General features: G+C 54.8%; 21 protein-coding genes and 1 pseudogene. 18 read left to right on the top strand and 4 right to left on the bottom strand.

The window, feature by feature from the left end; translation table 11 throughout:
• Window positions 1-64 precede the first annotated feature (64 nt).
• A complete protein-coding gene (radC, locus tag FOA19_RS03315; protein ID WP_149089363.1) occupies window positions 65-769 on the bottom strand; it encodes a RadC family protein in 705 nt (234 codons plus the stop codon).
• A 150-nt stretch (window positions 770-919) separates the two neighbouring features.
• On the opposite strand from radC, the gene FOA19_RS03310 reads away from it, so the two are divergent.
• The 6 genes and pseudogenes from FOA19_RS03310 (at window position 920) to FOA19_RS03285 (ending at window position 6,953) form a co-directional block, all read left to right on the top strand.
• On the top strand, window positions 920-2,149 hold the full coding sequence (locus FOA19_RS03310) for a metallophosphoesterase (protein ID WP_149089362.1): 1,230 nt from the start codon (window positions 920-922) through the stop codon (window positions 2,147-2,149).
• Between the two features lie 263 nt (window positions 2,150-2,412).
• On the top strand, window positions 2,413-3,225 hold the full coding sequence (locus tag FOA19_RS03305) for a hypothetical protein (RefSeq protein ID WP_149089361.1): 813 nt from the start codon (window positions 2,413-2,415) through the stop codon (window positions 3,223-3,225).
• A 142-nt stretch (window positions 3,226-3,367) separates the two neighbouring features.
• Window positions 3,368-3,997, top strand: coding sequence for a carboxypeptidase-like regulatory domain-containing protein (locus FOA19_RS03300; protein WP_223808710.1), 630 nt, complete (start codon window positions 3,368-3,370; stop codon window positions 3,995-3,997).
• 86 nt (window positions 3,998-4,083) lie between these two features.
• Window positions 4,084-5,061: pseudogene (locus FOA19_RS03295) on the top strand (PLP-dependent cysteine synthase family protein); the annotation flags it as partial.
• 189 nt (window positions 5,062-5,250) lie between these two features.
• Window positions 5,251-6,507, top strand: coding sequence for a sensor histidine kinase (locus tag FOA19_RS03290; RefSeq protein ID WP_149089358.1), 1,257 nt, complete (start codon window positions 5,251-5,253; stop codon window positions 6,505-6,507).
• A gap of 14 nt (window positions 6,508-6,521) precedes the next feature.
• Entirely contained in the window at window positions 6,522-6,953 is a 432-nt protein-coding gene (locus FOA19_RS03285; RefSeq protein ID WP_149089357.1) for a response regulator, read from the top strand.
• A gap of 133 nt (window positions 6,954-7,086) precedes the next feature.
• On the opposite strand, the gene FOA19_RS03280 is transcribed toward FOA19_RS03285, so the two are convergent.
• Entirely contained in the window at window positions 7,087-7,926 is an 840-nt protein-coding gene (locus FOA19_RS03280; protein ID WP_223808709.1) for a sulfite exporter TauE/SafE family protein, read from the bottom strand.
• Window positions 7,927-8,209: 283 nt separating this feature from the next.
• Window positions 8,210-9,868: an adenine deaminase gene (gene ade / locus FOA19_RS03275; RefSeq protein WP_149089356.1), complete on the bottom strand. Its 1,659-nt coding sequence runs from the start codon at window positions 9,866-9,868 to the stop codon at window positions 8,210-8,212.
• 295 nt (window positions 9,869-10,163) lie between these two features.
• On the opposite strand from ade, the gene cmk reads away from it, so the two are divergent.
• From cmk to FOA19_RS03255, 4 genes are all read left to right on the top strand, one after another.
• Window positions 10,164-10,859 (top strand): (d)CMP kinase, encoded by a 696-nt coding sequence (cmk, locus tag FOA19_RS03270; protein ID WP_149089355.1) that lies wholly within the window; start codon window positions 10,164-10,166, stop codon window positions 10,857-10,859.
• Between the two features lie 20 nt (window positions 10,860-10,879).
• Window positions 10,880-11,773 (top strand): 4-hydroxy-3-methylbut-2-enyl diphosphate reductase, encoded by an 894-nt coding sequence (locus tag FOA19_RS03265; RefSeq protein ID WP_149089354.1) that lies wholly within the window; start codon window positions 10,880-10,882, stop codon window positions 11,771-11,773.
• A gap of 76 nt (window positions 11,774-11,849) precedes the next feature.
• On the top strand, window positions 11,850-12,392 hold the full coding sequence (locus FOA19_RS03260; protein WP_149089353.1) for a DUF502 domain-containing protein: 543 nt from the start codon (window positions 11,850-11,852) through the stop codon (window positions 12,390-12,392).
• A 324-nt stretch (window positions 12,393-12,716) separates the two neighbouring features.
• A complete protein-coding gene (locus FOA19_RS03255) occupies window positions 12,717-15,296 on the top strand; it encodes a family 20 glycosylhydrolase (protein WP_190300268.1) in 2,580 nt (859 codons plus the stop codon).
• 206 nt (window positions 15,297-15,502) lie between these two features.
• Here FOA19_RS03255 and FOA19_RS03250 read toward each other — a convergent pair whose 3' ends face one another.
• Window positions 15,503-15,874, bottom strand: coding sequence for a hypothetical protein (locus FOA19_RS03250; RefSeq protein ID WP_149089351.1), 372 nt, complete (start codon window positions 15,872-15,874; stop codon window positions 15,503-15,505).
• 364 nt (window positions 15,875-16,238) lie between these two features.
• On the opposite strand from FOA19_RS03250, the gene FOA19_RS03245 reads away from it, so the two are divergent.
• The 8 genes from FOA19_RS03245 to FOA19_RS03210 all read left to right on the top strand — a co-directional run bounded on the left by FOA19_RS03245 (window position 16,239) and on the right by FOA19_RS03210 (window position 25,004).
• Window positions 16,239-16,424, top strand: a complete 186-nt coding sequence (locus tag FOA19_RS03245) for a hypothetical protein (protein WP_149089350.1) — start codon at window positions 16,239-16,241, stop codon at window positions 16,422-16,424.
• A gap of 100 nt (window positions 16,425-16,524) precedes the next feature.
• Window positions 16,525-17,337 carry an alpha/beta hydrolase gene (locus tag FOA19_RS03240; RefSeq protein WP_149089349.1) on the top strand — a complete coding sequence of 271 codons (813 nt, stop codon included), beginning with the start codon at window positions 16,525-16,527 and terminating at the stop codon, window positions 17,335-17,337.
• Window positions 17,338-17,675: 338 nt separating this feature from the next.
• Entirely contained in the window at window positions 17,676-18,887 is a 1,212-nt protein-coding gene (locus FOA19_RS03235; RefSeq protein ID WP_149089348.1) for a PQQ-dependent sugar dehydrogenase, read from the top strand.
• 341 nt (window positions 18,888-19,228) lie between these two features.
• The gene (locus FOA19_RS03230) at window positions 19,229-19,720 is read left to right on the top strand and encodes an ATP-dependent zinc protease family protein (RefSeq protein WP_149089347.1); all 492 of its coding nucleotides are present in this window, start codon (window positions 19,229-19,231) and stop codon (window positions 19,718-19,720) included.
• A complete protein-coding gene (gene rimK / locus FOA19_RS03225; protein ID WP_149089346.1) occupies window positions 19,717-20,652 on the top strand; it encodes a 30S ribosomal protein S6--L-glutamate ligase in 936 nt (311 codons plus the stop codon). The genes FOA19_RS03230 and rimK overlap by 4 nt, the downstream gene beginning before the upstream one ends.
• Window positions 20,630-21,568, top strand: a complete 939-nt coding sequence (locus FOA19_RS03220; protein ID WP_149089345.1) for a succinylglutamate desuccinylase/aspartoacylase family protein — start codon at window positions 20,630-20,632, stop codon at window positions 21,566-21,568. The genes rimK and FOA19_RS03220 overlap by 23 nt, the downstream gene beginning before the upstream one ends.
• 109 nt (window positions 21,569-21,677) lie before the next feature.
• A complete protein-coding gene (locus FOA19_RS03215; RefSeq protein ID WP_149089344.1) occupies window positions 21,678-24,050 on the top strand; it encodes a TonB-dependent receptor in 2,373 nt (790 codons plus the stop codon).
• Window positions 24,051-24,056: 6 nt separating this feature from the next.
• Complete coding sequence (locus FOA19_RS03210) at window positions 24,057-25,004, top strand: DUF4249 domain-containing protein (protein WP_149089343.1); 948 nt, start codon at window positions 24,057-24,059, stop codon at window positions 25,002-25,004.
• The last annotated feature ends 17 nt before the right edge of the window (window positions 25,005-25,021 follow it).

Genomic DNA, 25,021 nt, shown 5'->3' with positions numbered 1-25,021 from the left:
AGCCACTTCTCAGCAGCTGCCTTCCAGACAGACAAAGCAATGGGCAATTAACAATCAGCAATTCTTAAAGAAGGTCCTCGTCCGCGAAGCTGTAGTAGCTGTTATCGGTGAAGATGAGATGGTCCAGAATGGGCAGGTCCAGTACTTTGCCGGCTTCCTGTAGTTTTTTGGTGAGCGAGATGTCGGCGGCGCTGGGTTTCAGTTGGCCCGAGGGGTGGTTGTGCACCAGGATAATGGCGCTGGCCAGGTTCTCCAGGGCGTGTTTGAAGATGATCTTGGGATCGGCAACGGTGCCGGCCACGCCGCCGGTGCTGATCTGGATCTTCTTCATGATGGTGTTGGCACGGTTAAGCAGGATGATCCAGAACTCCTCGTATGGCAGGTCCAGCAGGTGCGGACGGATGTAGTCGTAGATATCAGTGGAGCAGGTGATGCGGGTTTTCACGGCAGGGGCGGCTTCTTTGCGTCTTCGGCCCAGTTCCAGCGCGCTCACAATGGAGATGGCCTTGGCTTCGCCGATGCCTTTGTGTTTCTGCAGTTCCTTCACGGTAAGCCGGGCCAGGGCATTGAGGTCGTTGTCTACCGCGCTGAGGATGAGTTTGGCTACGTCCACAGCACTCAGTTTGGCCGTGCCAGACCCGATGAGGATGCCAATCAGTTCGGCATCGGAGAGGGCGGCGCGGCCTTTGAGCAGGAGTTTTTCGCGCGGGCGGTCTTCCTCGGCCCAGGATTTAATGGAGAGCGGTGCGGTGGCGTAAAGCGTAGACATACGGTTAATAGTTTTTATTGAATTCAGAATAAAATTTCTTGTATAATTTATATGCTTCAGAAATAGTTCACCGGGCAGCTACAATAACACGTACATCCTTCGTTAAGGAAAATTAGCTTTGTCGCATTGAATCAGCTTTTATAGAAGAACATGACCAGATTGATCATCACGTTAATACTCGTTTTACTCATAGATATTTACGTTTTCCAGGCGGTACGTACGGTGGCCGCCACTTTTTCGCCCGGGGCCCGCAAGGCGGCTTACATCATTTACTGGGCCATCAGTTTGTTTACCCTGGGCACGCTGCTGCTGGCTTTGCTCACCCGGGGCTCGGCGCCCAATCCCACGCGCATGCAGGTAGCCAACGTGCTCTTCATCCTGTTCATTTCCAAGGTGGTGATCGTGCTATTCCTGTTACTGGATGATCTGGTGCGCCTCACGCAGTGGGTGTCCAACGCGGTACGAGGCCCCGAGAACCCGAAGTTTGATGTGTCTAGGCACCGTTTCATGAGCCAGTTGGCTTTGGTGATGGGCGCGCTTCCGTTTGGGGCGCTAATCTGGGGAATGGTGAAAGGCGCCTATGACTACCAGGTGAAGAAAGTGACCCTCAGGTTCCCCAACCTGCCACCGGCCTTTGACGGTTTCCGGTTGCTGCAGATCACTGACATGCACTCGGGTAGTTTCCATTCCAACGAGCCGCTGGAGAAAGCAGTGGCCATCATCAACAAGCAGGCCGCCGATGTGGTGGTGTTCACCGGCGATATGGTGAACAACGTGGCCTCTGAGGTGGAGCCGTATATCCCTACGCTGGCCAAAATCAAAGCCCCCAGCGGCGTCTTCTCCATTCTGGGTAACCATGACTACGGCGATTATGTGGCTTGGGAAAGCCGCGAGGAGAAGATGAAGAACCTGAACACGCTCATCAGCCATCACCGCCGGGCGGGCTGGGATATCCTCATGAATGAGCACCGGGTGCTGGAGCGCGACGGGCAGCAGATTGCCCTGTTGGGGGTGGAGAACTGGGGCCACCGCATGAATTTCCCCAAATACGGGATCCTGTCTAAGGCTTATGCCGGCACAGAAAAGTATCCGTTCAAGATCCTGCTTTCTCATGACCCCTCGCACTGGGATGGCGAAGTGAACATCAACTACCAGGATATTGACCTCATGTTGTCTGGCCACACCCACGGCATGCAGTTTGGCGTGAACATCCCCGGTTTTAAATGGAGCCCCGTGCAGTACGTGTACAAACAATGGGCTGGCCTGTACAAGAAAGGCAGGCAGCATTTGTATGTGAACGTGGGTCTGGGATTCCTGGGCTACCACGGGCGCGTGGGCTTCCTGCCTGAGATCACCGTGTTTGAATTCAAGCGAGCCTAAGAAGCCGATGGGCATTAGCATTGATCTAAAATTCTTTTGGTGATTTTTTAGCCAAAGTACAAACCCTGTTTTGAAGCTGTTTTCGCTAAAATGGCCTCAAAACGGGGTTTTTGGTTTTTATAAGTCTTTTTAGCGGATGCGGCAGTAGAAGCGTTGATGTGGGTTAAGTCCAATTGTTGGGTAACCTGCGAAATAGGGTTGCGTAAAACTGCTGGAATGAGCTAAGCTACTTGGTTAAAGATGTTCCATTTAAGAAATAGATTATGAAAAAGTATATCTTGATGTGTATGGCGGCGGGAGCCTTTGCTTTCTCCTCGTGCCGCGAAGACGCCGGTACCTCCACAGAAACAAACGAAAACGACAGCGATACCCCAGACAACGCCTCCGGTGAAACTAACGACAGCTCTACGGTATACAACTACGAACGGGAGTCAAGAGAACGGGCGACTCGCATGTCTTCGCAGATCTCCGAGGACTTGAAATTAGACGCGGCTGCCCAGGCAAGAATCAGGACGGTGATGTATAACCGGGCCCGCATGATGAACGAGCTGGAGACTCGCTACAGCAGCACAAACCAAAGCGCCGGTCTGGCCGCAGACAGCAGCACCATGAGCGAAGACATGCTAGTGGAAGATGATACTATGATGGACAGCGGCGCGGCCGTGCAAACTTCTACCGCCATGGAAGTAACCGGGTACCCAGAAGATTACCCAACTCAGTATTACAGCGAGATGGAGTCCATCAACTCTAATGTAGACATGGAGGTGAAAGGCTTCCTGACCCCAGAGCAGTTCAAGATGTACGAGGCCAATCGCAAGAAATACTACAACGTAGATACCAGGTACAAAATGCAGGACGGCTCCAAACTCAAAATTGACGGTGACGAGGCCAAGCTTAAGACCGGCGATGCCAAGATGAAAAGAGAAGGCGACGAGTCCAAACTCAAAACCAGCACCACCAAAGTGAAAAAAGACGGGGATGAGTCTAAAATCAAGACCGATGACGCCAAGATCAAGCGCGAGAAGGACGAGGTGAAATACAAGTCTGGTGACACTAAAATAAAACTGGAGAACTAAGCGTTCTCTCTGTATCTTTGAAAGGCTTGCCCGTAAGAAAGGCAAGCCTTTTTCATTGCATTTGCGCCCTTCTGAGTCTATGAGTAAGCATTTTTGCTTTTTGTTTCTAGTTATATTAGGCTGGCTTGGCTTGCAGAAATCCATGGCCCAGACCACGGCGGGGCACAGTATCTGGGTAAGCGGGCAGGTGTTGCGGGAAGACACCAAGGCCCCCATCGCGGGAGCGTCTGTCTACCTCAAAGCCACCGGCCAGGGACAGGCCACCAATGAGCAGGGCGCCTTCCGGATCAAGATTTCCGCGGCAGACACGCTGGTTTTCCGGGCGCTGGGGTTCCGGGAGAAAATATACGTGCCTTCGTTGCGCAGCGTCACAGAGTTGCGGGTGAACATCCTGCTGCAGCAGGAAAGCGTGCAGTTGAAAGAGGTGCGGGTATCGCCGTTGTCGCCGGAGAAGGTAGACCGGGTGCTCAGGAACATGAAACCGCGCCCCGCGCCTCCCAAACCCAGAATGAACGTGACCGTGCCACGCATCATCATCCCGCCCGGGCCGCCTGCGCCCGCTGACCTCATCACCAGCCCCATCAGCTTCCTGTATGAGCAGTTCTCCAAAGAAGGCAGGCAGCGCTCGCGCGTGGCCAAACTCATGGAGGAAAGGGAACGTCTGAAACAGGCCGAGCGCCTCATGATGCGGCAAGACTCCCTGCGGCAGGCCCGTCTGCGGTATAATCGCCTCTTCCGGGACACCACCACTTTCTATGACCCGCGCTGGTAACAGAGTGGGCGCCGCACCCGGTAGGTCTTAAAATTTTGGTTACCTTTGTGCCTGATTCCAAGAGTCACACAACCAAGAGATAAGGTATGTATTTCAACAATGTTATAGAGGCCATTGGTAACACGCCACTGGTGAAGCTGAACAGCGTCACAGACGGAGTGAAAGCCACTGTGTTAGCAAAAGTAGAGTATTTCAACCCGGGCAACTCAGTGAAAGACCGCATGGCCCTGCGCATGGTGGAAGACGCCGAGAAAGCGGGCATCCTGAAACCAGGCGGCACCATCATTGAAGGAACCTCCGGCAATACGGGCATGGGTTTGGCCCTGGCCGCTATCGCCAAAGGCTATAAGTGCATCTTCACCATGTCTGACAAGCAGAGCCAGGAGAAGATCAACATTCTGAAGGCGGTAGGTGCCGAGGTAGTGGTTTGCCCCACCAACGTGGCCCCAGAGCACCCAGATTCCTATTATTCCGTAGCCAAGCGCCTGAACCAGGAGATCCCCAACTCGTTTTACCCCAACCAGTACGACAACCTTTCCAACACCGCCGCCCACTATGACACCAGCGGCCCCGAGATCTGGAAACAGACCGATGGCAAGATCACCACGTTCGCGTGCGGCGTAGGCACGGGCGGTACCATCTGCGGCATCTCCAAGTACCTCAAAGAGCAGAACGCAGACATCAAAGTCATCGGCATTGACACCTACGGCTCGGTGTTCCAGAAATACAAAGAGACCGGCATCTTTGACGAGGAAGAAATCTACCCGTACGCCACCGAAGGCATCGGCGAAGACATTCTGCCCAAGAACGTGAACTTCGACCTGATTGACCGGTTCATCAAAGTGACCGATAAAGACGGAGCCCTCATGACCCGCCGCCTGGCCAAGGAAGAAGGCCTGTTTGTGGGTTGGTCCTGCGGATCGGCGGTGCACGGCGCGCTGGAGTACGCCCGTGAGCACCTCACCGAGAACGATACCATGGTTGTGATTCTGCCAGACCACGGCACCCGGTACCTGGCCAAGATCTACAACGATGACTGGATGCGGGCCCAGGGCTACCTTGACTAACCTCTTTGCCTTTTAAGCCTGTTTTCTGTAAAACAGGCCAGAAACGGCCACCGGGCTTTTACCTGGTGGCCGTTCTGTTTAACACGGGCTGTAGATAACGGTCTGCCTCTCAGGCCAAACCCTTTGGTGGTAACTTTGTGGGGGCAGTGCCCGTTTTAAGCACATTAAACTCTCAAAATCTAGCTTGTGCTCCTCCTTCAGATTTCCTCAGATAACGCGGTGAGTTCTCCGGCAAACGCCTCTGGCCCTGATGGCCTGGTGCTGGTGGGGGATTTGATGGTGGTAACGGCCTACATTCTGGTGGCGGGAACGCTCTTTTACCTGGCCGTACGGCAGAAAACACAGGAACGGAAGGTGGTGCTGGCGCTTTTTGGGGTTACGGCCATCATGGGCGGAGCTTTGCACTCCCTCAACTTCTGGGGCAATGACAACGACGAAGGCTTGTTTCTGGTGCTCAGGTTAGTGTTTGGGGTCATTGCCTTGGTAACCACCGGCCTGCTGATCAAGGCGGTGCCGGGCGTGCTGGCCATTCCCAGCCCGGCGCAGTTGCAGAAGACCAACGAGGAGCTCAGGGAACAAATAGCCGAGCGCGAAAGAACCCAGGTGGCCCTGCGGCAGGTGCAGCAGGAGTTGGAGCAGCGGGTGCAGGAGCGAAGTGCCCGGGCCATTACCGCCACCCGGGAACTGGAGCGGGAAGTGGAAAACCGCAAACGCGCCGAGAAGCAGCTCATCTCCAAGAATTACGAACTGGTCAAGAAGAATGCTGATTTGGATGATTTCGTTTATTACGCCTCCCGTGACCTGCGCGCGCCGGTGCTCAACGTGTCTGGGTTGGTGGAAGCCCTCCGGGAGGAGTTGCCGCCAGATAACCCCGAGTTCAACCAGCTCTTCGCCCGCCTGGACGATTCCGTCTCCAGCATCCACCGCAAACTGCATAACATCACAGAGGTGAGCCGAATCCAGCGGCCGGTGAAGGAGGAAGAACTGAGCATGGTGTCTTTTGAGCAGGTATTGGAACTGGCCAGAGAAACCTTGGCGGAGCCCCTGAACATCGCGGAAGCCAACCTGCACGCCGATTTCTCCGCCGCGCCTGAGGTGTTCTTTTCCCGCGACAACCTCCTCAGCCTGCTCACGAACCTCATCTCCAACGCCATCAAGTTCCGCGATGCCCAGCGGCCTCTGCAGATCTTCCTTTCCACCAGGCATGAGGACCATTATGTGGTGCTAACCGTGCGGGACAACGGCATTGGCATGGACCTAAGCCAGTATGGGCAGCACTTATTCTCGTTGTTCCGCCGGTTCCATGACCATGTGGAGGGCAGCGGCGTAGGACTGTATATCATTAAACGCATCATGGACAACAACCGCGGCAAAGTAGAAGTGGAGAGCGTACTGGGCGAAGGAACCACGTTCCTGCTGTATTTTGTAAACCGTGAACAATAGACCGGACCAAGGATATGAAAAAACTGAAGGGCATCATGCTCATCGATGACGATGATACAAACAACTTCCTGAACCAGCGCCTGCTGAGCCGGATGCAGATTACAGATAAGATCAAGGAGTTCCGCAACGGCAAGCACGCCCTGGACTACCTCCACCACCTGAGCGAAGGCGACATGGATGCGGCCTCGGCAGAGTACTTCAAGCCCTCGCTTATTCTGCTGGACATCAACATGCCTGTTATGAATGGTTTTGAGTTCCTGGGCATGTTTGAGAAACTGGACCCCGAGTTCCGGCAAGACATGGTGCTGGCGCTGCTGTCTACCTCAGAGCACAGCCAGGACACTGAGCGCGCCGCCGCCAAGAACATTGCTTATCTCACCAAGCCCCTCACGGCCCAGAAAGTACAGAGCCTGCTGGATAACTATTTCCCGGAAAACGGCGCGTAAACAGAAGGTATGATCTAAGTTCTACCCACTTCTGAGCACATGAATTGGCAGAGCGTTTAGGGGGTGTTTTCTGAAAAACGCTTCCTAAACGCTCTGCTGTTTACCTCCCTGTTGGGTCTGCCCGCCAGGGAGCTTAGAATTGGTACTTCAAAAAAATGTGCACCATCACGCTGATGCCGGCCAGCATAAGGCCCACCCCGATGAGTTTCTCAGAGAACTGCTGGGTAGGAGGGAAGTTCTGGCCTTTGAGGGTTTTCCCCAGCAAAGCCCCAACCGCGAAGGCCAGCATGAGCGGCATGCTCTTGGTCCAGTCAATATGCCCCAGCCAGTAATGCGAGGAGATGCCCGACAGGCTGGTCACCACCAGAATAAACAAAGACGTGGAGATGGCAATCTGCGACGGAATTTTGAAGGCCCTGATCATGATAGGCGTCTGCAGAAATCCCCCGCCAATCCCGAAAAGCCCCGCAATGACCCCGGTCAATAACCCGAAGAACGCCATGAGGCTGCCGTTCAACCTATAAGCCAGGTGCCGCGGATGGTTTTTCCGGATGAATGAGGTGGGCATGCGGTTAAGGCGGTACATCATGCCCTGCTTGCGCATTTTCTCCTGTTTATAGGTGATGAGCATGTAGATACCCACCGCCAGCACAAACAGCGCAAACAGAATCTGCATCTGCAGCACGGGCATGTAGGCCACCAGAAAAGCGCCAATGAGGGTACCCACCATGGCCGGGAACTGCAAAAGCGAGGCCACCACGTAGTCAATGCTTTTTTCCCGGAAATTGAAGATGGAGGAAACCAACGCCGCGGGCAGCAGCGCCGTCATGGCCGTCCCGATGGCCAGTTCAATGGGGAACTGGAAGAACATGATGAGGATAGGCACCATGAACACCCCGCCCCCAAAGCCCACCATCGTCCCGAAGGTGCTGACCACAATCCCTACCGCAAAAAGGAGAATCTCTGTTAACAAGCCGCGCTTTTACTAGATGACAAGGTGAGAGAAAGAAGAGCCGTCCTCTTTCCGCCGAAGTGTTGCAAGTTGGCTCCATTTGAAAGGAGCCTTGCCCTTGCTTACCATCCGGCAGAAAAAATAGTTACCCAGCCAAAAGCAATAATTTTGCCAGCGTGCCTGGAATCTGAAGCCCAAAGGAGAATAAACTGCCCTTCGCTTAACCAAAGCCGTAAATTTCCCGCTGTTTTCAGCCTGAAATTTGCGTTTCAGGCTGAAAAACAGCGGGAAAACAATTAATGAGTTATTCTCCCTCCAATGTGGGACTGGTGACCTCCACAAACTGAAAATGTAGGCCGTCAAACAAGCCTTTGTCACTGAGTTTCAAGGATGGAATTACTAAAAGAGCCATAAACGAGAGCGTCATGAACGGAGAGGTGAGGGTGCTGCCCAGGTCTTTTGCGGCTCTGTCTAGTTTGGCATACTGTTCCGCCACCCAATACCCGTCTTCCGGCGACATAATGCCGGCCACCGGCAGCGGCAGCACTTCTTCTTTTTCCCCGTCTACCGCCGAGATGCCGCCTTTGGCCTCAATAAGCAGGTTCACGGCGCGGCACAGGCTCTCATCGTCCACGCCTACGGCGATGATGTTGTGCGAGTCATGGCCCACGCTGGAGGCAATGGCCCCTCTGGTTAACCCAAAGTTCTTGATAAAGGCCAGCGCTGGCGCGGTGTTCTGGTAACGGTTCACCACGGTCATCTTCAAGACGTCCTGGTCCAGGTCGCTCACAATATGGCCGTCTTCAATCTTGGGGTCCAGCAGCAGCATGCCGGTCACCAGTTGACCGTTATAGGGCTCAATCACCCTGATTTTTACTGCATCACCGGCCGAGAAAAGGAACTGCTTCACGGTTTTAGGCTCAGCGTGGAAGTTATTGATGATCTCGCTGGGCGTAAACGCGATTTTGCTTTGGCCGTTCTCCGCTACCAATTGCCCGTTGATGTAGGTTCTGAGCACGTTGAAGTCCTGCGGATTGTCAATCACGATGAAATCGGCGGGGTCTTTTTCCTGAAGCAGGCCTACTTCCAGTTTGTAGTGGTGCACGGGGTTCACGCAGGCGGCCTGTAGCACGTGGAACAAATCATGGCCCAGGGCCAGGGACCGTTTCACCAGCTCGTTGATGTGGCCTTCCACCAGGTTGTCGGGGTGCTTGTCATCGGAGCAGAACATAATCTGGTCTGGGTGCTGGCTGAGCAGTTCTATGAGCGCATCGAAGTTCTTGGCGGCGCTGCCTTCCCGGATGAGGATTTTCATGCCGACGGTGATCTTGTCCAGGGCTTCCTCGGCGGTGAAGCACTCGTGGTCGGTGGTCATGCCGGCGGCGGCGTAGGCCTGGGCTTCTTCGCCCCGCAGACCCGGGGCGTGGCCGTCTACCTGTTTATCAAACTTCTGGGCCAGCGTGATCTTCTGCATGACCAGGTCATCCTGGTTCAGGACGCCGGGCCAGTTCATCATCTCGGCCAGGTACTTGACCTCGGGCCGCTGGAACAACTCCTCAATGTCCTCAGGGGTAATCTCGGCGCCGGCTGTCTCAAAAGGCGTGGCCGGCACGCAGGATGGCGCCCCGAAAAAGAACTTGAAAGGCACTTTCTTTCCGTTCTCCAGCATGTACTCCACGCCTTTGAGGCCCAGTACGTTGCCAATCTCGTGCGGGTCTGAGACGGTGGCCACCGTGCCGTGCGGCACCGCCAGGCGGGCAAACTCAGAGGGCACCAGCATGGAGCTTTCCACGTGCACGTGCGCGTCTATGAACCCGGGCAGGAGATAGTGTGTTTCTGTCACGGCTTCCCGTACAATGCGGGCAATCTGGCCGTCCATGATCTCCAGGGTTCCCTGGTAGATTTCCTTCTGCAGGACGTCAATGATATTGCCACTCATTTTGTAGAATCTGGGTGTAGCCATGGTACGTTTTTAAGGAGTTTTGCGAAAAGTAAGCCGGAAATGGTAGCGTACGTAAAAACCCGTAGCGGTTCCGGCAGATTACGTTTATCTTTGCAGTCAAAGTTAATGGTTTTGAGAAAGATTTTTTCCCTTGGGTTAGTATGGTGCTTGCTGCTGGGTGCGGTAAGTCCGGCTTGCACGCGCAAGTCTTCCTCCTTGAGTAAGAAAACCAAGAGCTACCAGCGCCACCAGCGCTCGGGCAAAGGCATACCCTGCCCCACCAAAGATTGCTAATTAATTCACCTAAGGCACTGGTATGAAGAAGATTGTAGTAGCCCTGGACGGGCACTCTTCGTGTGGTAAAAGCACCACCGCCAAGCAAGTGGCAAAAGAACTAGGCTACGCGTACATTGACACCGGCGCCATGTACCGGGCCGTTACCCTCTACTTTTTAGAGCACTACGTAGACCTCACCAACCCCAAGAAGGTGCAGGAAGCGCTCAACAACATTGAAGTCACTTTCCACCGGAACCCAAAGACGGGCCGCAACGAGGTTTTCCTCAACGGCCTCAACGTGGAGGACGAGATCAGGAAAATGTACATCTCTGACAAGGTGAGCGAGGTGAGCGTGCTGCCGGCCGTACGCCATGCCATGGTGGCCGAGCAGAAGAAAATGGGCAAGCGCCGCGGCGTGGTGATGGACGGCCGTGACATAGGAACCGCCGTTTTCCCCGATGCCGAGGTGAAGGTATTTATGACCGCCGAGGTGGAAATCAGGGCCCGCCGCCGCCAGCAGGAGCTGTTTGAGAAAAAGCAGATGGTACCGTTTGACGATATTGTGGAGAACCTGAAGAAACGCGACTTCATTGACTCTACCCGCGCCGAGAGCCCCCTGAGAAGGGCTGAGGATGCGCATTTGCTGGATACTTCCTATATTACCATAGATGAGCAGGTAGACTTCGTGCTGGATTTAGTCGCTTCGGCGCTGCTGCAAAGAGAACTTGCCCAGTAAACAGATTGTTACCTTTGTGTATGAACGTCACCATAGATAAGAATTCGGGCTACTGTTTTGGGGTAGAGTTTGCCATTCAGATGGCAGAAGATGAATTAGAAGAAGTATCTGAGCTGTACTGCCTGGGTGACATTGTGCACAACAGCATGGAGGTACAGCGTTTGTATAACAAAGGCCTGCGCATCATTGACCGCGAGCAGCTGGAGCAACTGCATGACTGCAAAGTGCTCATAAGAGCGCACGGCGAACCGCCGGAGACGTACCAGACAGCCTTGCGCAACAACCTGGAGCTCATTGACGCCTCTTGCCCGGTGGTGCTCAAACTGCAGAACCGCGTAAAGCATGCCTATGATTCGGTCAAAGCCCACAACGGCCAGATTGTGTTGTACGGGCAGCAGGGGCACGCTGAGGTCATCGGCTTGGCCGGGCAGACCGGCAATGAGGCCATCGTGATCACCACCGAGGAAGACCTGGACCAACTGGACTATACCCGCCCCATCACCCTGTTTAGCCAGACCACCAAAAGCACCAAAGGCTTCTACCGCATGAAAGAGCTCATTGAGGAGCGCGTAGCAGCAGTGAAAGCCAACGGGATAGAGGTTTTTGACCTGGATGCCAATGACAGCATCTGCCGCCAGGTGTCTAACCGCGAGCCGCAATTGGACAAATTCGCGCAGAACCATGATGTGGTGGTGTTTGTGAGCGGCAAGAAAAGCTCTAACGGCAAGGCGCTGTATGCCGTTTGCCAGCGGGTGAACCCCAGGAGCTATTTCGTGGAGAACGCCGAGGAACTGGACATGGACTGGTTTAAGGACGCGACCTCCGTGGGTATCTGCGGCGCTACTTCCACCCCCATGTGGCTCATGCAGCAGGTAGCCGATGCCATTCAGGCGCAGCACCCTGTGGCGGTATAATTCTTAGAACAAAATATTAGAGACTCAGTATATTTGAAAGCCCCGGAGACGGGGCTTTTTTACTATCCTTCTGTTTATGAAAAAAATCTTACGCTATTTTCTGAATGGCTTCCTGATTGTAGCACCTATCTCCCTGACCATCTACATCATTGTGGCCACCATCAACTGGCTGGATGATCTCTTTTGGCTCAACTACCCCGGTGTGGGCCTGCTGCTCATCATTCTTCTGGTGACGTTGGTGGGGTATATAGGTTCTCATTTTTTGGTGAAGCCTTTCTTTGTGCTCACCGAGCGCATCATGAGCCGTTTGCCGCTGGTGAACATGATCTACTCCTCGCTCAAAGACCTTTTTGATGCGTTTGTGGGCGAGAACCAGAAATTCAACCAGCCGGTGCTGGTGAAGATGACACAGTTTAACGATACCTACAAACTGGGCTTCGTGACGCAGCTGTCCATGGAGGCGGTGAACCTGCCCGAGAAAGTGGCCGTCTACTTCCCGCACTCCTACAACTTTTCCGGTGAGCTGTTCCTGGTGGCCCGCGAGAATGTCACCTACCTGGAAATCCCTAGCAGCGAGGTCATGAAGTTTGTGGTGTCCGGCGGGGTTTCTAAAATCTAGGCTAGCATCCGTCTGCTGTTTACCTCTGTTTCAAGCCCATTTTTGCGAAATAAGGCTTGAATCGGAAAGCAATGGAACCTGTTTTGGGCCTGTTTTTGTGAAAGCAGGCTTAAAGCGGGTTTCTTTGTTTTTAGGCCTTCTTTGCGTAAAAAGGGTAATAAACGCCAGAGCTGCCTAGAAATTTAGCCTTCCACCAGAAGAAAGAGGGAAAGTCGGGCGGTAATGATATCTTTAGAGGCGCAAATCCTGGTAGGGCAGAATCAGGAGGAATCACTTTTGCCCCGTGCTTGCCTTTTGTCATGTGAATCAAAAACAAATCCCCTTATGAAACACCTTCTAGTTTGTTTATTGAGCCTGATTTCCATTTGTTCCTGCGGGCAACCGTCCCCAGCCCAAACCCAGGGGACAGCCGCGCCGGCGGTAGACACGCAACAGCAGCCTTTGAGCCTCACTTGGGAAGTGCTGGAGGAGAAGTACCTGGGCAAAAACCAGACGCTGTCGGTGCTCACGTTCAAAAACAGCGGGGCCGTGGCCTTGCCGGCCTCGGGATGGAGTATTTACTTCCACTGTACGCCCTCTTTCACGCCTAAAGCCACGGATGCGCCCTTGAAGGTAGAGTCCATTAACGGGGATTTGCTGCGCATCGTGCCGACGGGCAAATTCAAGGAACTGAAGCCCGGCGACACGCAGAAGTTTGAGTTTGTGGCGGCCGGCCAGATTGTGAACGAGTCCCGGGCGCCCCGTGGTTTTTACCTGGTGTGGGACAAAGAACCAACCAAAGGGTACGCCATCACCAATGCCCAGGTCCTGAAACCCGCCAAGAACATGGTAGGCTGGATTGAGCCCAAAGACATCTACACCCAGAACAGCGGCATCAAAGACATCCCAGGTGAGCAACTCACGAAGGTTTTCCCCACCCCGGCGCAGTACAAAGAAACTGACCAGGCGTTTGCCTTGACCTCGGCGGTGCCGGTGGTCGCGGATCAGGCTTTCCAGAACGAGGCTACTTTGCTGGCAACTCACCTGGGCTCCATCTTCGGGCAGAAACCCGAGGTGAAAGCCTCTGGCACAGGCAAGGCCATCCGGCTGAAGAAAAAGGCGGGCCTTGGCAAAGAGGCTTATGAATTGCAGGTAACGCCGCAGGAAATCCTGATCTCCGCCACAACGCCTGCGGGTGCTTTCTACGGCACGCAGTCTCTGAAAACGCTGTTGCCTGCCTCGGCGCTGGCCCAGACGCAGACTTCGGTTTTGGTGCCCGGGGTACAGGTGAAAGACGAACCGCGGTTCGGGCACCGGGCGGTCATGTTGGACGTGGCCCGAAACTTCCATAAAAAAGAGGCCGTGCTGAAGTTGCTGGATTTGATGGCCCTGTACAAACTGAACGTGTTCCATTTCCACCTGAACGATGACGAAGGCTGGCGCATTGAGATTCCGGGCTTGCCCGAGCTGACGCAGGTGGGTGGTCGCCGGGGGCATGACCCAAGCGAGAAAAACTTCCTGATGCCCGCCTACGGCTCCGGTCCAGACGTGGACAAATCCAGCGGCAGCGGTTTCTACACCCGCGCAGATTTCGTGCAGATTCTCAAATACGCCCGCGAAAGGCACATCATAGTCATCCCCGAGGTGGAGACCCCGGGCCACGCCCGCGCCGCCATCAAATCCATGGATGCCCGCTACGAGCGGCTGATGAAGGAAGGCAAGACCGCCGAGGCCCAGAAGTACCTGCTCCGTGACCTGAACGATAAATCGGAGTACCGCTCAGTGCAGTACTTCAATGACAACGTCATCAACGTGGCGCTGCCGTCTACCTACAACTTCCTGGAGAAAGTGACCGATGAGCTGCTGGCCATGTACAAAGAAGCCGGCGCGCCTATCCAGACCATCCATTTCGGTGGAGACGAGGTGCCCAGCGGGGTGTGGGAGAAATCGCCGGAGGTGCAGAACCTGATGGCCAAAAACCCTGAGGTGAAGAACGTGGACGATCTTTGGTACTACTTCTTCGGGAAGGTGAGCAAGATGCTGGAGGCCCGCAAACTGTACCTGTCTGGCTGGGAGGAAATAGGCCTGCGCAAGGTGCGGACCAACGGGCGCCTGTCTTACGTGGCCAACCCCACGTTTGTGAAGAAGAATTTCCACGTGGATGTCTGGAACAACCTGGGCGCCAACCTGGACCTGCCGTACCGCATGGCCAACGCCGGCTACAAAGTGGTGCTTACCAACGTGACGCACTTCTACTTGGACTTGGCGTACCAGAAAGAATACGATGAGAAAGGATTGTACTGGGGTGGTTTTCTGGACGTGGACAAACCCTTCTACTTCAATCCGTTTGACTACATGAAAAGCATCCGGGTGAACGAGGATAACAAACCGCTTACCTCCACCGCTGCGTTCGCGGGAAAAGAGCAACTGAAGCCCGCGGCCCGCGCCAACATTGTGGGGCTGCAGGCGCCTTTGTGGAGCGAGACACTTACCTCACCGGACCGGCTGGAATACATGCTCCTGCCCAAGGTGCTGGGCTTAGCCGAAAGAGCCTGGGCCCCTGATCCTGCCTGGGCCTCCAACCCCGAATCTAGCCAGAGCAAAGCCGCCTATACGCAGGCCTGGTCCCAGTTTGTGAACGTGCTGGGCAAACGGGAACTGCCCCGCCTCAGTCACTACGCCGGAGGCTTCGGGTACCGGATTCCCACCGTGGGCGCCACCGTGCAGGACGGCAAAGTACTGGCCAACGTGCAGATGCCCGGCCTGGTCATCAGGTACACCCTGGATGGGTCAGAGCCTACCGCGCAAAGCAAAGTGTATTCTGGGCCTGTTTCTGAAAAAGGGACCATAAAACTGGCTGCCTTTGATGTGGCAGGTAGAAGCAGCAGGGTAACCACTGTGGAGAATAAAACTGGCTTGCTGTAGGCAAAACAGGACAAGAAAATTGAAGGCCTTCCTTTAGAGGAAGAAAAGCAGAAGCCGTTTCGGGCCTGATTTATGAAAATCAAGCTGGAAACGGCTTCTGCTTTGGTCTCCATTTACATCAGGAATGTAACCTGTGGTTTCAGGAGTAAAGGTGGTGGCTCCAGAATTATCTGAAATTCGTCAAATCAATGGAGTCAGCGCGGGAGTTAGTTGTCGGTGGTTTTTTCCAGGGCTTTCTCGGCTTTTCTGGCTTGCTTGTCGGCTTTCATTCTGTTGCGCTGGGCTTTTTGTTCCATTCTGGCAGCTTGTTTTGCCTCCTGGGCTGCGTCTGAGGCTTCCTTTTCTATCCGGCTGGCTTCCTTGGCCCGTTCTTTGGCCACCTTGGCATCGGCTTTGGTGTCTTTCTTCAAGTCTGTTAAGGCGTTCAGACGTTTTTTGTCATCTTGCGCCCGCTGCTTGATAGAGTCCTGCTCGGTATTCAGCTCCTGCTGATTCTCGGTGGTTTGCGCCCACGCTTGGCCTGTGAAAAAGGTAAAGGCGACGGTGAATAAAGTGAGAAATAAAATCTTGGTTTTCATATAGTTAGGTTTAGTAGGTTCTGCTTCTTTTTACGAAACCGGGCGCAAAACAGCCGGAAAAATCACTATATATAAATTGACCTATCAGAAGAAGGCAAAATCCCTACAGGTAAATCCGGGTAAACCCCGGAAAGGAGGGAGGCATTTCCACCGGAAAAGTCAACCTGTATGAACAACATGGTATAAAAGGCAAGGAAGGTAAGGGCTGATGCTTAGGCTAGGAGAATCACTGGAGAAACCGATTTTCAAGTTGTTTCCAGCTTAGAAAAGTGTTTGCTCCATGTATTTAGCGCTTTAAAGCCTGAAGGGCGCCGAATGCCAGAAATAAAACCCTACTGCTGACTTCTTTTGCGTACCTTACTAGATGATGGAAAATTTATACCTTCCGGGCACTGTCGTTTTCGCGAGAGTGAACCCTGGTTTGAAATTGGTGGTGAGGCGTTTTGCGAAACGGGTTTACTACTGCACGGTGCAGGAAAATCCTGCCCAAAAGGAATTGGTGTATTTTGAGCGGGAGATCTCTAACAACCCGGCGGGCCTGAGTCAGTAAAAGGTAATTTGGAAAGCTCTGGTAGGGACCTGCAAGTTCACGCAGGAATCCCTGCCTTATCTTTCGGCAAGTTATTCACCACAGACAACCGCTCTTTTCCGTGCCATTCATCAGAATAAAATCATCTAAGCTGCATTACCGCATTATGGGTACTGGCCCAAGGGCGCTCCTGGCGTTCCATGGTTACGGGCAGGAAGGGCATTACTATGATAACATGGCGCGTACGCTGCAGCCAGAATACCGGGTGTACGCCATAGACCTTTTCTTCCACGGCCAAAGCACCCTGAGCAAAGCAGACCAGCCGCTCTCCAAAAAGAAACTGCAGGCCTTTATCCAGGCCTTGCTGGAGAAGGAAGAGATTGGGCGCTTTTCGGTAATGGCCTTCAGCATGGGCGGTAAATTTGCGCTCACGGTGCTGGAGAAGTTCCATGACCGCATGCAGGAACTCTACCTCATTGCCCCCGATGGCATCAAAACCCACTTACTTTACAGCCTGGCCACCTACCCCGGCTGGATGCAGGGCTTGTTCAAGCGCATTGTGCTGCGGCCCACGCGGTTTTTCCAGACCCTGACCTGGCTGGAGCAGAAACGGTGGGTAGACTCGGGCCTGGTCAAATTCGCCAACTGGCAGATGGACTCGCCTCAGAAGCGCCTGCGCGTGTATCGCAGCTGGACGGGCTTCAGCAACCTTACCTTTGACACCCGCAAGATTGTGCGGCTCCTGAACCAAAGCAACATAGAGGTGAACGTCTTCCTGGGCAAGTATGACCAGATCATCTCGCAGAAAAGGCTGCAGGTTTTCCTCAACGCCCTCAAACGGCATAACCTGGTGGTGCTGCAGACCGGCCATACCAACCTGCTGTACACCGTGGCCACCTGGCTCAGGAATCACCGCTCAAAGACAGCCAACTGAGTTTCTTTGCGTATACGCCCTAAGGATGTTTTTCCCGGAGGGTTTTAGGCGCTTTAAAAAAAAACGTGCTCCAAAACGGAAAAGCGACTTTTACTTTTATACTTGTGGGGGTATGTTGCGGTAGGAAGATCTACCAACCGCTGTCTCATTTTGCCTACTAGGTGAGAGACAGGTTGGTATCTCTGTAGGCACGCTGAAACCTGCCGAGGATCGTGGTTGCTGAATTTTTTACAATATTAAATTTAACTAATATTGTCCTGTTAAATACTTTATAAGCTGTAATTTCTAATTGGAGTATTCGGGTATTCCCGCGTGCTCTGCAAACCTACCCTAGAACTATGAAAAAAAGCACCATCCTGCGGTGGAGTACCTGTTTGCTGGTGGTTCTCTGCCAACTTGGATGCTCTTCCAACTCTGGCAAGCCCGATGCGAACGAAGAAGGGGAGAGAACCTCTACCGCCGCCCAGGACACCGCCTCTGAGAATGTCACGGAACAGCCCGCCACTGATGCAGACCTGGCCAAGATCTCCCTGCCAGACGGCTTCCAGATCAGTTACTTTGCCCGCAACGTGGTGAATGCCCGCTCCATGGCCCTGGGCCCGGATGGTACGCTCTACGTAGGTTCCCGTGACAAAGGCAGCGTGTACGCCCTGCCAGACAGAAACAAAGACGGCAAAGCCGATGAGGTGATCACCATTGCCAGTGGATTGAACATGCCCAACGGGGTGGCCCTGCGCAACGGTTCCCTGTTCGTGGCCGAGATCAGCCGCATCACGCGGTATGACAACATCGCCCAGAACCTGAAGAACCCGCCCAAGCCGGCGGTGGTCTATGACAAATTCCCCACGGAGGAGCACCACGGCTGGAAATACATCGCCTTCGGGCCAGATGACAAGCTGTACGTGCCGGTGGGGGCGCCCTGCAACATCTGCCTTCGGAAAGAGCCGGTGTACGCCGCCATTAGCCGCATGAACCCAGACGGCTCCGGCCTGGAGGTCTTCGCCAGCGGCGTGCGCAACACCGTGGGCTTTGACTGGCACCCCACCACCAAGGAACTCTGGTTCACCGACAACGGCCGTGACCTCATGGGTGACAACATGCCGCCAGATGAACTGAACCGCGCCCCCAAGAAAGGCATGCACTTCGGGTATCCGTTCTGCCACGCCGGCGAGACCCTGGACCCTGAGTTCGGGAAAGGAAAGGACTGCGCCGACTACACCGCACCCGTGCAGAAACTGAATCCGCATGGCGGCACGCTGGGCATGGAGTTCTACACCGGCGCCATGTTCCCCGAGAACTACAAAAACCAGATCTTCATTGCCGAGCACGGCTCCTGGAACCGCACCGAGAAAATAGGGTACCGCCTGAGCCTCTACCGCACCGATGCGCAGGGCAAAGGCAGCTTTGTGCCGTTCGCGGCGGGTTGGCTGCAGGACGGGAAGGAGTGGGGCCGCCCAGTAGACGTGGAAGTGATGCCAGACGGATCCATGCTGGTGTCTGATGACATGAACGACGCCATCTACCGGATCACCTACACCGGTAACAAGTAAGCTGGTTTCTGGCTTCTTTTTCTCATATTGGCCTAGAAACAAGTCTGTTCCAGTAACGGAAGGCACCAGATGATGAAAAAGAAGCCAGTACTTTTTGCGGGCGCGGGAATCGTGCTTTTCGCCGTATCTGCTTTTGTGTTTATCAGGCACAGCAACGACCATAAGGAGTGCTCTACGGTTAGCAGCGCCACCACCAACCAGGCCGGCGTTCAAATCATCAGCACAAGGCACCTGTGCAGAGAGCCGTTTAGTTTTTAGGTGCGCATCTTAACTGAGTAGTCAGCGTCTGTTTCAGGCCTCTTTTTACCAAATAGGCTTAAAAACGACTAAGTCCAGGAGGTATGAAGAAAGACAAACCTGTAAAAAGTATCATAGGCCGGCGCGAGATGGTGGATTTCCCCGAGCTGGAGTTGTTTGACATAGAAGCCAAGGTAGATACCGGTGCGTACACCTCTTCCATCCACTGCAACAACATACGGGAAGTGGATTTGCCCAACGGGCAGCGGGCCATCCACTTTGAGCTCCTGGATGCCAACCATCCGGGGTATAACCACAAAGCCTTCCAATTCACTGACTTTGACCTCCGGATTGTAAAAAGTTCGTTTGGCGATGTACAGGAACGCTACGTAATCCGGACAAAGGTCCTCATCAACGGGCTGGAGGTAGAGACGGAGTTCTCGCTCTCAGACCGCAGCGACCTCAAGTACCCGGTCTTGCTGGGGCGCACGCTGCTGAGGCGGCGCTTCATTGTGGATGTCTCCAAGAAATACCTGTCGCTCAAGGCCAAAAACAAGTCCAAGAAAAGTAACACACCCAAGAATTCCCCTTTATGAAAATAGCGATTCTCTCTCGCGACCCCAAGTTATATTCCACCCGCCGGTTAGTGGAAGCCGCCCAGCAACGGGGCCATGAGGTAGTGGTGCTGGACCACTTGCGCTGTGACCTGGTCATGGAGAAAGGTGATCCGCATATTCTCTACAAGGGCGAGTTGCTCACGGGCATAGATGCCATCATTCCCCGCATCGGGGCTTCGGTGACGTTCTACGGCACGGCCGTGGTGCGCCAGTTTGAGATGATGAAGGTGAAGAGCGTGGTAGCCTCCCAGTCTATTCTGCGGTCAAGAGACAAGCTGCGCAGCCTTCAGATCATGGCCCGGGCCGGGCTGGGCATGCCCAAAACCGCCTTCACCAACTACTCCAAACAGGTAAAGGAACTGATCAAAGAGGTTGGCGGGGCGCCGCTGGTAATCAAATTGCTGGAAGGCACCCAAGGCCTGGGCGTGGTGTTAGCCGAGACCCAGAAAGCCGCCGAGTCGGTGATTGAGGCGTTCCACAACCTCAAGGCCCGCATCATTGTACAGGAGTTCATTGCCGAGAGCAAGGGCGCCGACATCAGGGTGTTTGTGGTGAACGGGGAGGTGGTGGGCGCCATGAAACGGCAGGGCAAAGAGGGCGAGTTCAGGTCTAACCTGCACCGCGGCGGTAGCGCCAGCCTCATCAAGCTCAGCCGCGCCGAGAAGACCGCAGCCTTGATGGCGGCCAAGTCGCTGGGCCTGGATGTGGCGGGTGTGGACATGCTGCAGTCTTCCCGCGGACCCCTTATCCTGGAAGTGAACTCCTCGCCGGGGTTGGAAGGCATTGAGAAGGCCACCCAAAAAGACATCGCCGGCAAGATCATTGAGTACACCGAGCTGCTGGTGAACAAAGGGAAAACCAAAAAGACCAAATCAAAGAGCACCCCCGATGGCGGAGATGATCATCAATGACATTCCTATCTACCCGGGAGACAGCAAGCTCATCAGGCTGGATATCTCGCGGTTGCCCAGCGGAACGGAGATCAACATCCCCATCCACGTGTTCCGGGCGCAGGAACCGGGGCCGGTGCTGCTGCTCATGGCCGGCATGCACGGCGATGAGGTAAACGGCATTGAGACCATCCGGCGCATGATCAGGAGGAAGTTGCTCACGCCTCAGCGGGGCACGGTGTTGGCCATCCCCATCCTCAACATCTACGGTTTCCTGAACTTCTCGCGCGAGGTGCCAGACGGCAAAGACGTGAACCGGAGTTTCCCGGGTAACTCCAAAGGCTCGCTGGCCAGCCGCGTAGCCGCTCGGTTTACCAAAGAAATACTGCCGCTCATTGATTATGGCATAGATTTCCATACCGGGGGCCAAAGTAAATCCAATTTCCCGCAGATCAGGTGCCGCCTGGAAGATGGCGAGAGTGATGTGTTGGCCAAAGCATTTGGTGCCCCCTTCGTCCTGAATTCCAATTACCGGCTGGGCTCCCTGCGCAAAGAAGCGGCTGTCATGGGCAAGACCATCATTGTGTATGAAACCGGTGAGTCGTTGCGCTTTGACGAGCAGGGCATCATCATGGCCATGGAAGGCACCCAGCGGGTCATGCATCACCTGGACATGGCCGAGAGAATGGTGCCGGCCTCGCAGCCTTCCGTCATTTGCCACCATACCACCTGGATCAGGGCACCCCGGGCCGGGCTTTTCCGCAGTTTTGTGAAAAACGGGCAGGAAGTGAGCCGGGGGCAGCAGGTAGGCGCCGTGTCTGATCCTTACGGGGCGGCCACCCACCCCATTACCACGCCCGTGGCGGGCCATGTGGTAGGGCTCAACCACATGCCCGTGGTCAACCAGGGAGACGCCATTCTGCACATCGGCTATTAAACAAAATTTCCTTTGGAAGAAGTAGGGGTAAATACGATCTTGCCTGTCACTTACCTACTAAGTAGGTAAACCTTGCCTGTGATCAGTGTCTATCTCAACTCTTTTCTGAATGTCCTTTCATTTTCGGTTCCGGGGCCTTGCGGGCCGCAGCCTCCGGATGCTTGCTGGTTTGGTGCTTCTGTTGCTTCCACTCACGGGTTTTGCCCAGAAACACACCATTAGTGGATACGTGCGCGATGCCCAGACGGGCGAGAACCTCATTGGGGTAGCCATCCTCAACTCCGTCACGGGGCAGGGCACTGCCACCAACGCCTACGGCTTCTACAGCCTTACCCTGCCCAAAGACTCGGTGAAACTGGTGCTTTCCTACGTGGGGTATGAGCGCAAGACGTTTTCGGCCTATTTAGACAAAGACGTGCAGCAAAACCTGCTGCTTACCCCGTTTACCACTGCCCTACAGGAGGTGGAGATTGTGAACACCCGCGAGGAAGACGTGCGCGAGAGCACCCGCATGAGCACCATCAACATGAGTGTGGCGCAGATCAAGTCTGTGCCCGCCTTGTTTGGCGAGGTGGACGTGCTCAAAACCTTGCAGCTGTTGCCGGGCGTACAGTCTGGTGGCGAGGGAAGCAGCGGCCTGTACGTGCGCGGCGGCGGCCCTGACCAGAACCTCATCCTGCTGGACGGCGTGCCGGTGTACAATGCCTCGCACCTGTTCGGGTTTTTCTCCGTGTTCACCGCCGAGGCCCTGAATAACGTGGAGCTGGTGAAGGGTGGTTTTCCGGCGCGGTACGGCGGAAGGCTGTCCAGTGTGCTGGACATCTCCATGAAGGAGGGCAACATGAACGAGGTGGACGGGGAGGGCTCCATCGGGCTCATCGCCTCCCGGCTGACGGTGGGCGGACCTATCAAAAAGGATGTGTCCTCCTTTATCTTCTCTGGCCGGCGGACTTATATCGATGTGCTGGCGCGGCCTTTCATGAACAAGGAAGACGGCGTGGCTGGTTATTATTTCTATGACCTCAACGGCAAGCTGAACTGGAAAGTAAGCGACAAAGACCGCCTTTACCTGAGCGCCTACACCGGCTACGATGAATTCTACGCCGATGTGGACCGCAGCGGCGATAAGCGGGAGAAAAGCACGGCCGGACTGGGCTGGGGAAACCTCACCTCGGCGTTCCGCTGGAACCGCATCATCAACCAGCGCCTGTTCCTCAACACGCACCTCACCTACACCAAATACCAGTTTGACATCAGCAGCGAGGAGGAATCTGTTTTTCAGGACCGCGACGTGCGCTACAAACTCAAGTACCTGTCCAACATCCGGGACCTGAGCGCCAAGGTGGACTTTGACTTTATCCCCAATCCCAACCATTACATTCGGTTTGGAGGGCAGTACGTGCACCACCAGTTTCAGCCGGGCGCCTTGCAGGTGCAGGACAACAGCGAAGGCTCTGCCGAGGACCTGCAGGTGAACACCCAGAAAACGGTGGCCCAGGAGGTAGGGCTGTACCTGGAAGATGATCTTCGGCTCTCTGACCGGGTCAAGGTCAATGTGGGCGTGCGGGCCAACAGCTTCCTGGTGAACAGAGAGACTTATTCCTCCATTGAGCCGCGCGCCTCGGTGCGGTTTATCGCCACGGAGAAGTTGAGTCTGAAAGCCTCTTACACGCACATGACCCAGTTCATCCACCTGCTCACCAACAGCGGCATCGGGTTGCCCACCGATCTTTGGGTGCCTTCCACCGAGAAGATAAAACCGCAGCGCTCGCGCCAAGTTGCGCTGGGTGCCACCCGCACCATTGCCGGTGACAAACTGGAGATCAGCCTGGAGGGCTACTACAAGACCATGCGCAACCTCATTGAATACAAAGAAGGCGCCTCGTTCATTGGCATCTCCAACAGCTGGGATACCAAGGTGACCACCGGCAAAGGCGACGCCTACGGCGTGGAGCTGTTCCTGCACAAAAAGACAGGGCGTACGAACGGCTGGATCGGGTATACGCTGGCTTGGTCTAACCGCCAGTTTGCGGAGCTGAACGATGGCCGGGAGTTCCCTTACCGCTATGACCGGCGCCATGATTTTGAGGTGGTGGTCATCCATCAGCTTAAACCCAACCTTTCGCTGTCGGCTACGTGGGTGTACGGCACCGGCAACGCGGTTACCTTGCCCGAGGCCCGCTACGTGTTGGGCGAAGCCTGGGAAGGCGGCTACGGCGGCACCCAGACCTACAATGACTACGGCGACCGCAACGGTTACCGCATGGCCTCTTACCACCGCGCCGATATCAGCCTGAGCCACACCAAGAAGAAACGGTGGGGCGAGGTGGTGAACAACCTTAGTTTCTACAACGCCTACAACCGCAAGAACCCTTATTTTATCTACGTGCAGGCAGGCAGAAACGAAGGCGATCCACCCAGGTTCAGGCAGATCAGCCTTTTCCCCATCTTACCTTCCATCAGCAAAACCTTTAAGTTCTAGTAGCGCATGTTCCCTTTCGTTTTTAACCTTTTTTCCGGAAACCGACCTAAAAACACCTGCTTCTTGGGCTGGGGCCTGCGCTGCCTTCTCTTGGCCGGAGGTTTGACGGGTTGTGAGAAGGAAGTAGACATTGAGGTGCCCGGGCACACTCCCAAGCTGGCAGTGCAGTACAACCTCAACACCGAGGCGCCCAAGCAGAACATGTACATCGGGCGGAGCCAATCAGTGCTGGCCACCGACGACCTCTGGCGGAACGGCCTGGTAAAGGATGCGGCCATCACCATCACCGATGGCGGCGGTACCCTGCGCCAAAGTTTCGCGTTTGTGCCCCTGGAGTACAACAAAGAGATAGGCAACTACAAGCCCACCAATGAATTCACGCCCGAGCCCGGCCAGCAGTACAGCCTCACCGTAAGCGCCCCGGGTTTTGAGACCATTGAGGGAAAACTGACCATGCCCGCCCAGGTACCCGTAGCCTCTGCTTCTTTTGTGCCCGACAGCAAGAACGATGGATACAATTACGTTGGTTTGCTGCGCATCCAGTTCAACGACCTGGCCAACCAGCAGGACTATTACCGTCTGCATGTGCGGCTGGTGGATGACGCGGAACAGCTCATCGGGAATTTCTATTCCGTGGAGGACAACGACGACATCTTTGGCGAGGAAGTGGAGAAGATAGAGCTGTCCAAGGTCTTTGACGATGGCTGGGCAAAGCAGGGCGTGATCACTTTCTCTGACAAGGTAGGCGCCTATATTGGCAGCGGCCTGTCTCCCAAATACATAGAGATTACGCTGCAGCACCTTACCCCAGACCTGTACCTGTACGAGCGCTCTAAAAGTAACTACCAGGAAGATAATCCCTTTGCAGAGCCGCTGAACCTGCACAGCAACATCCGGAACGGCTACGGCAACTTCGGGGGCATTACCACCACCAAATACCGGATTCCGCTGTAGGGTTTACTTCGCCAAAC

Source organism: Rufibacter hautae (assembly GCF_008271695.1).
Lineage (GTDB): Bacteria > Bacteroidota > Bacteroidia > Cytophagales > Hymenobacteraceae > Nibribacter > Nibribacter hautae.
The sequence above is the reverse complement of the archived record's forward strand: the minus strand, read 5'-3'. Positions and strand labels throughout refer to the sequence as shown.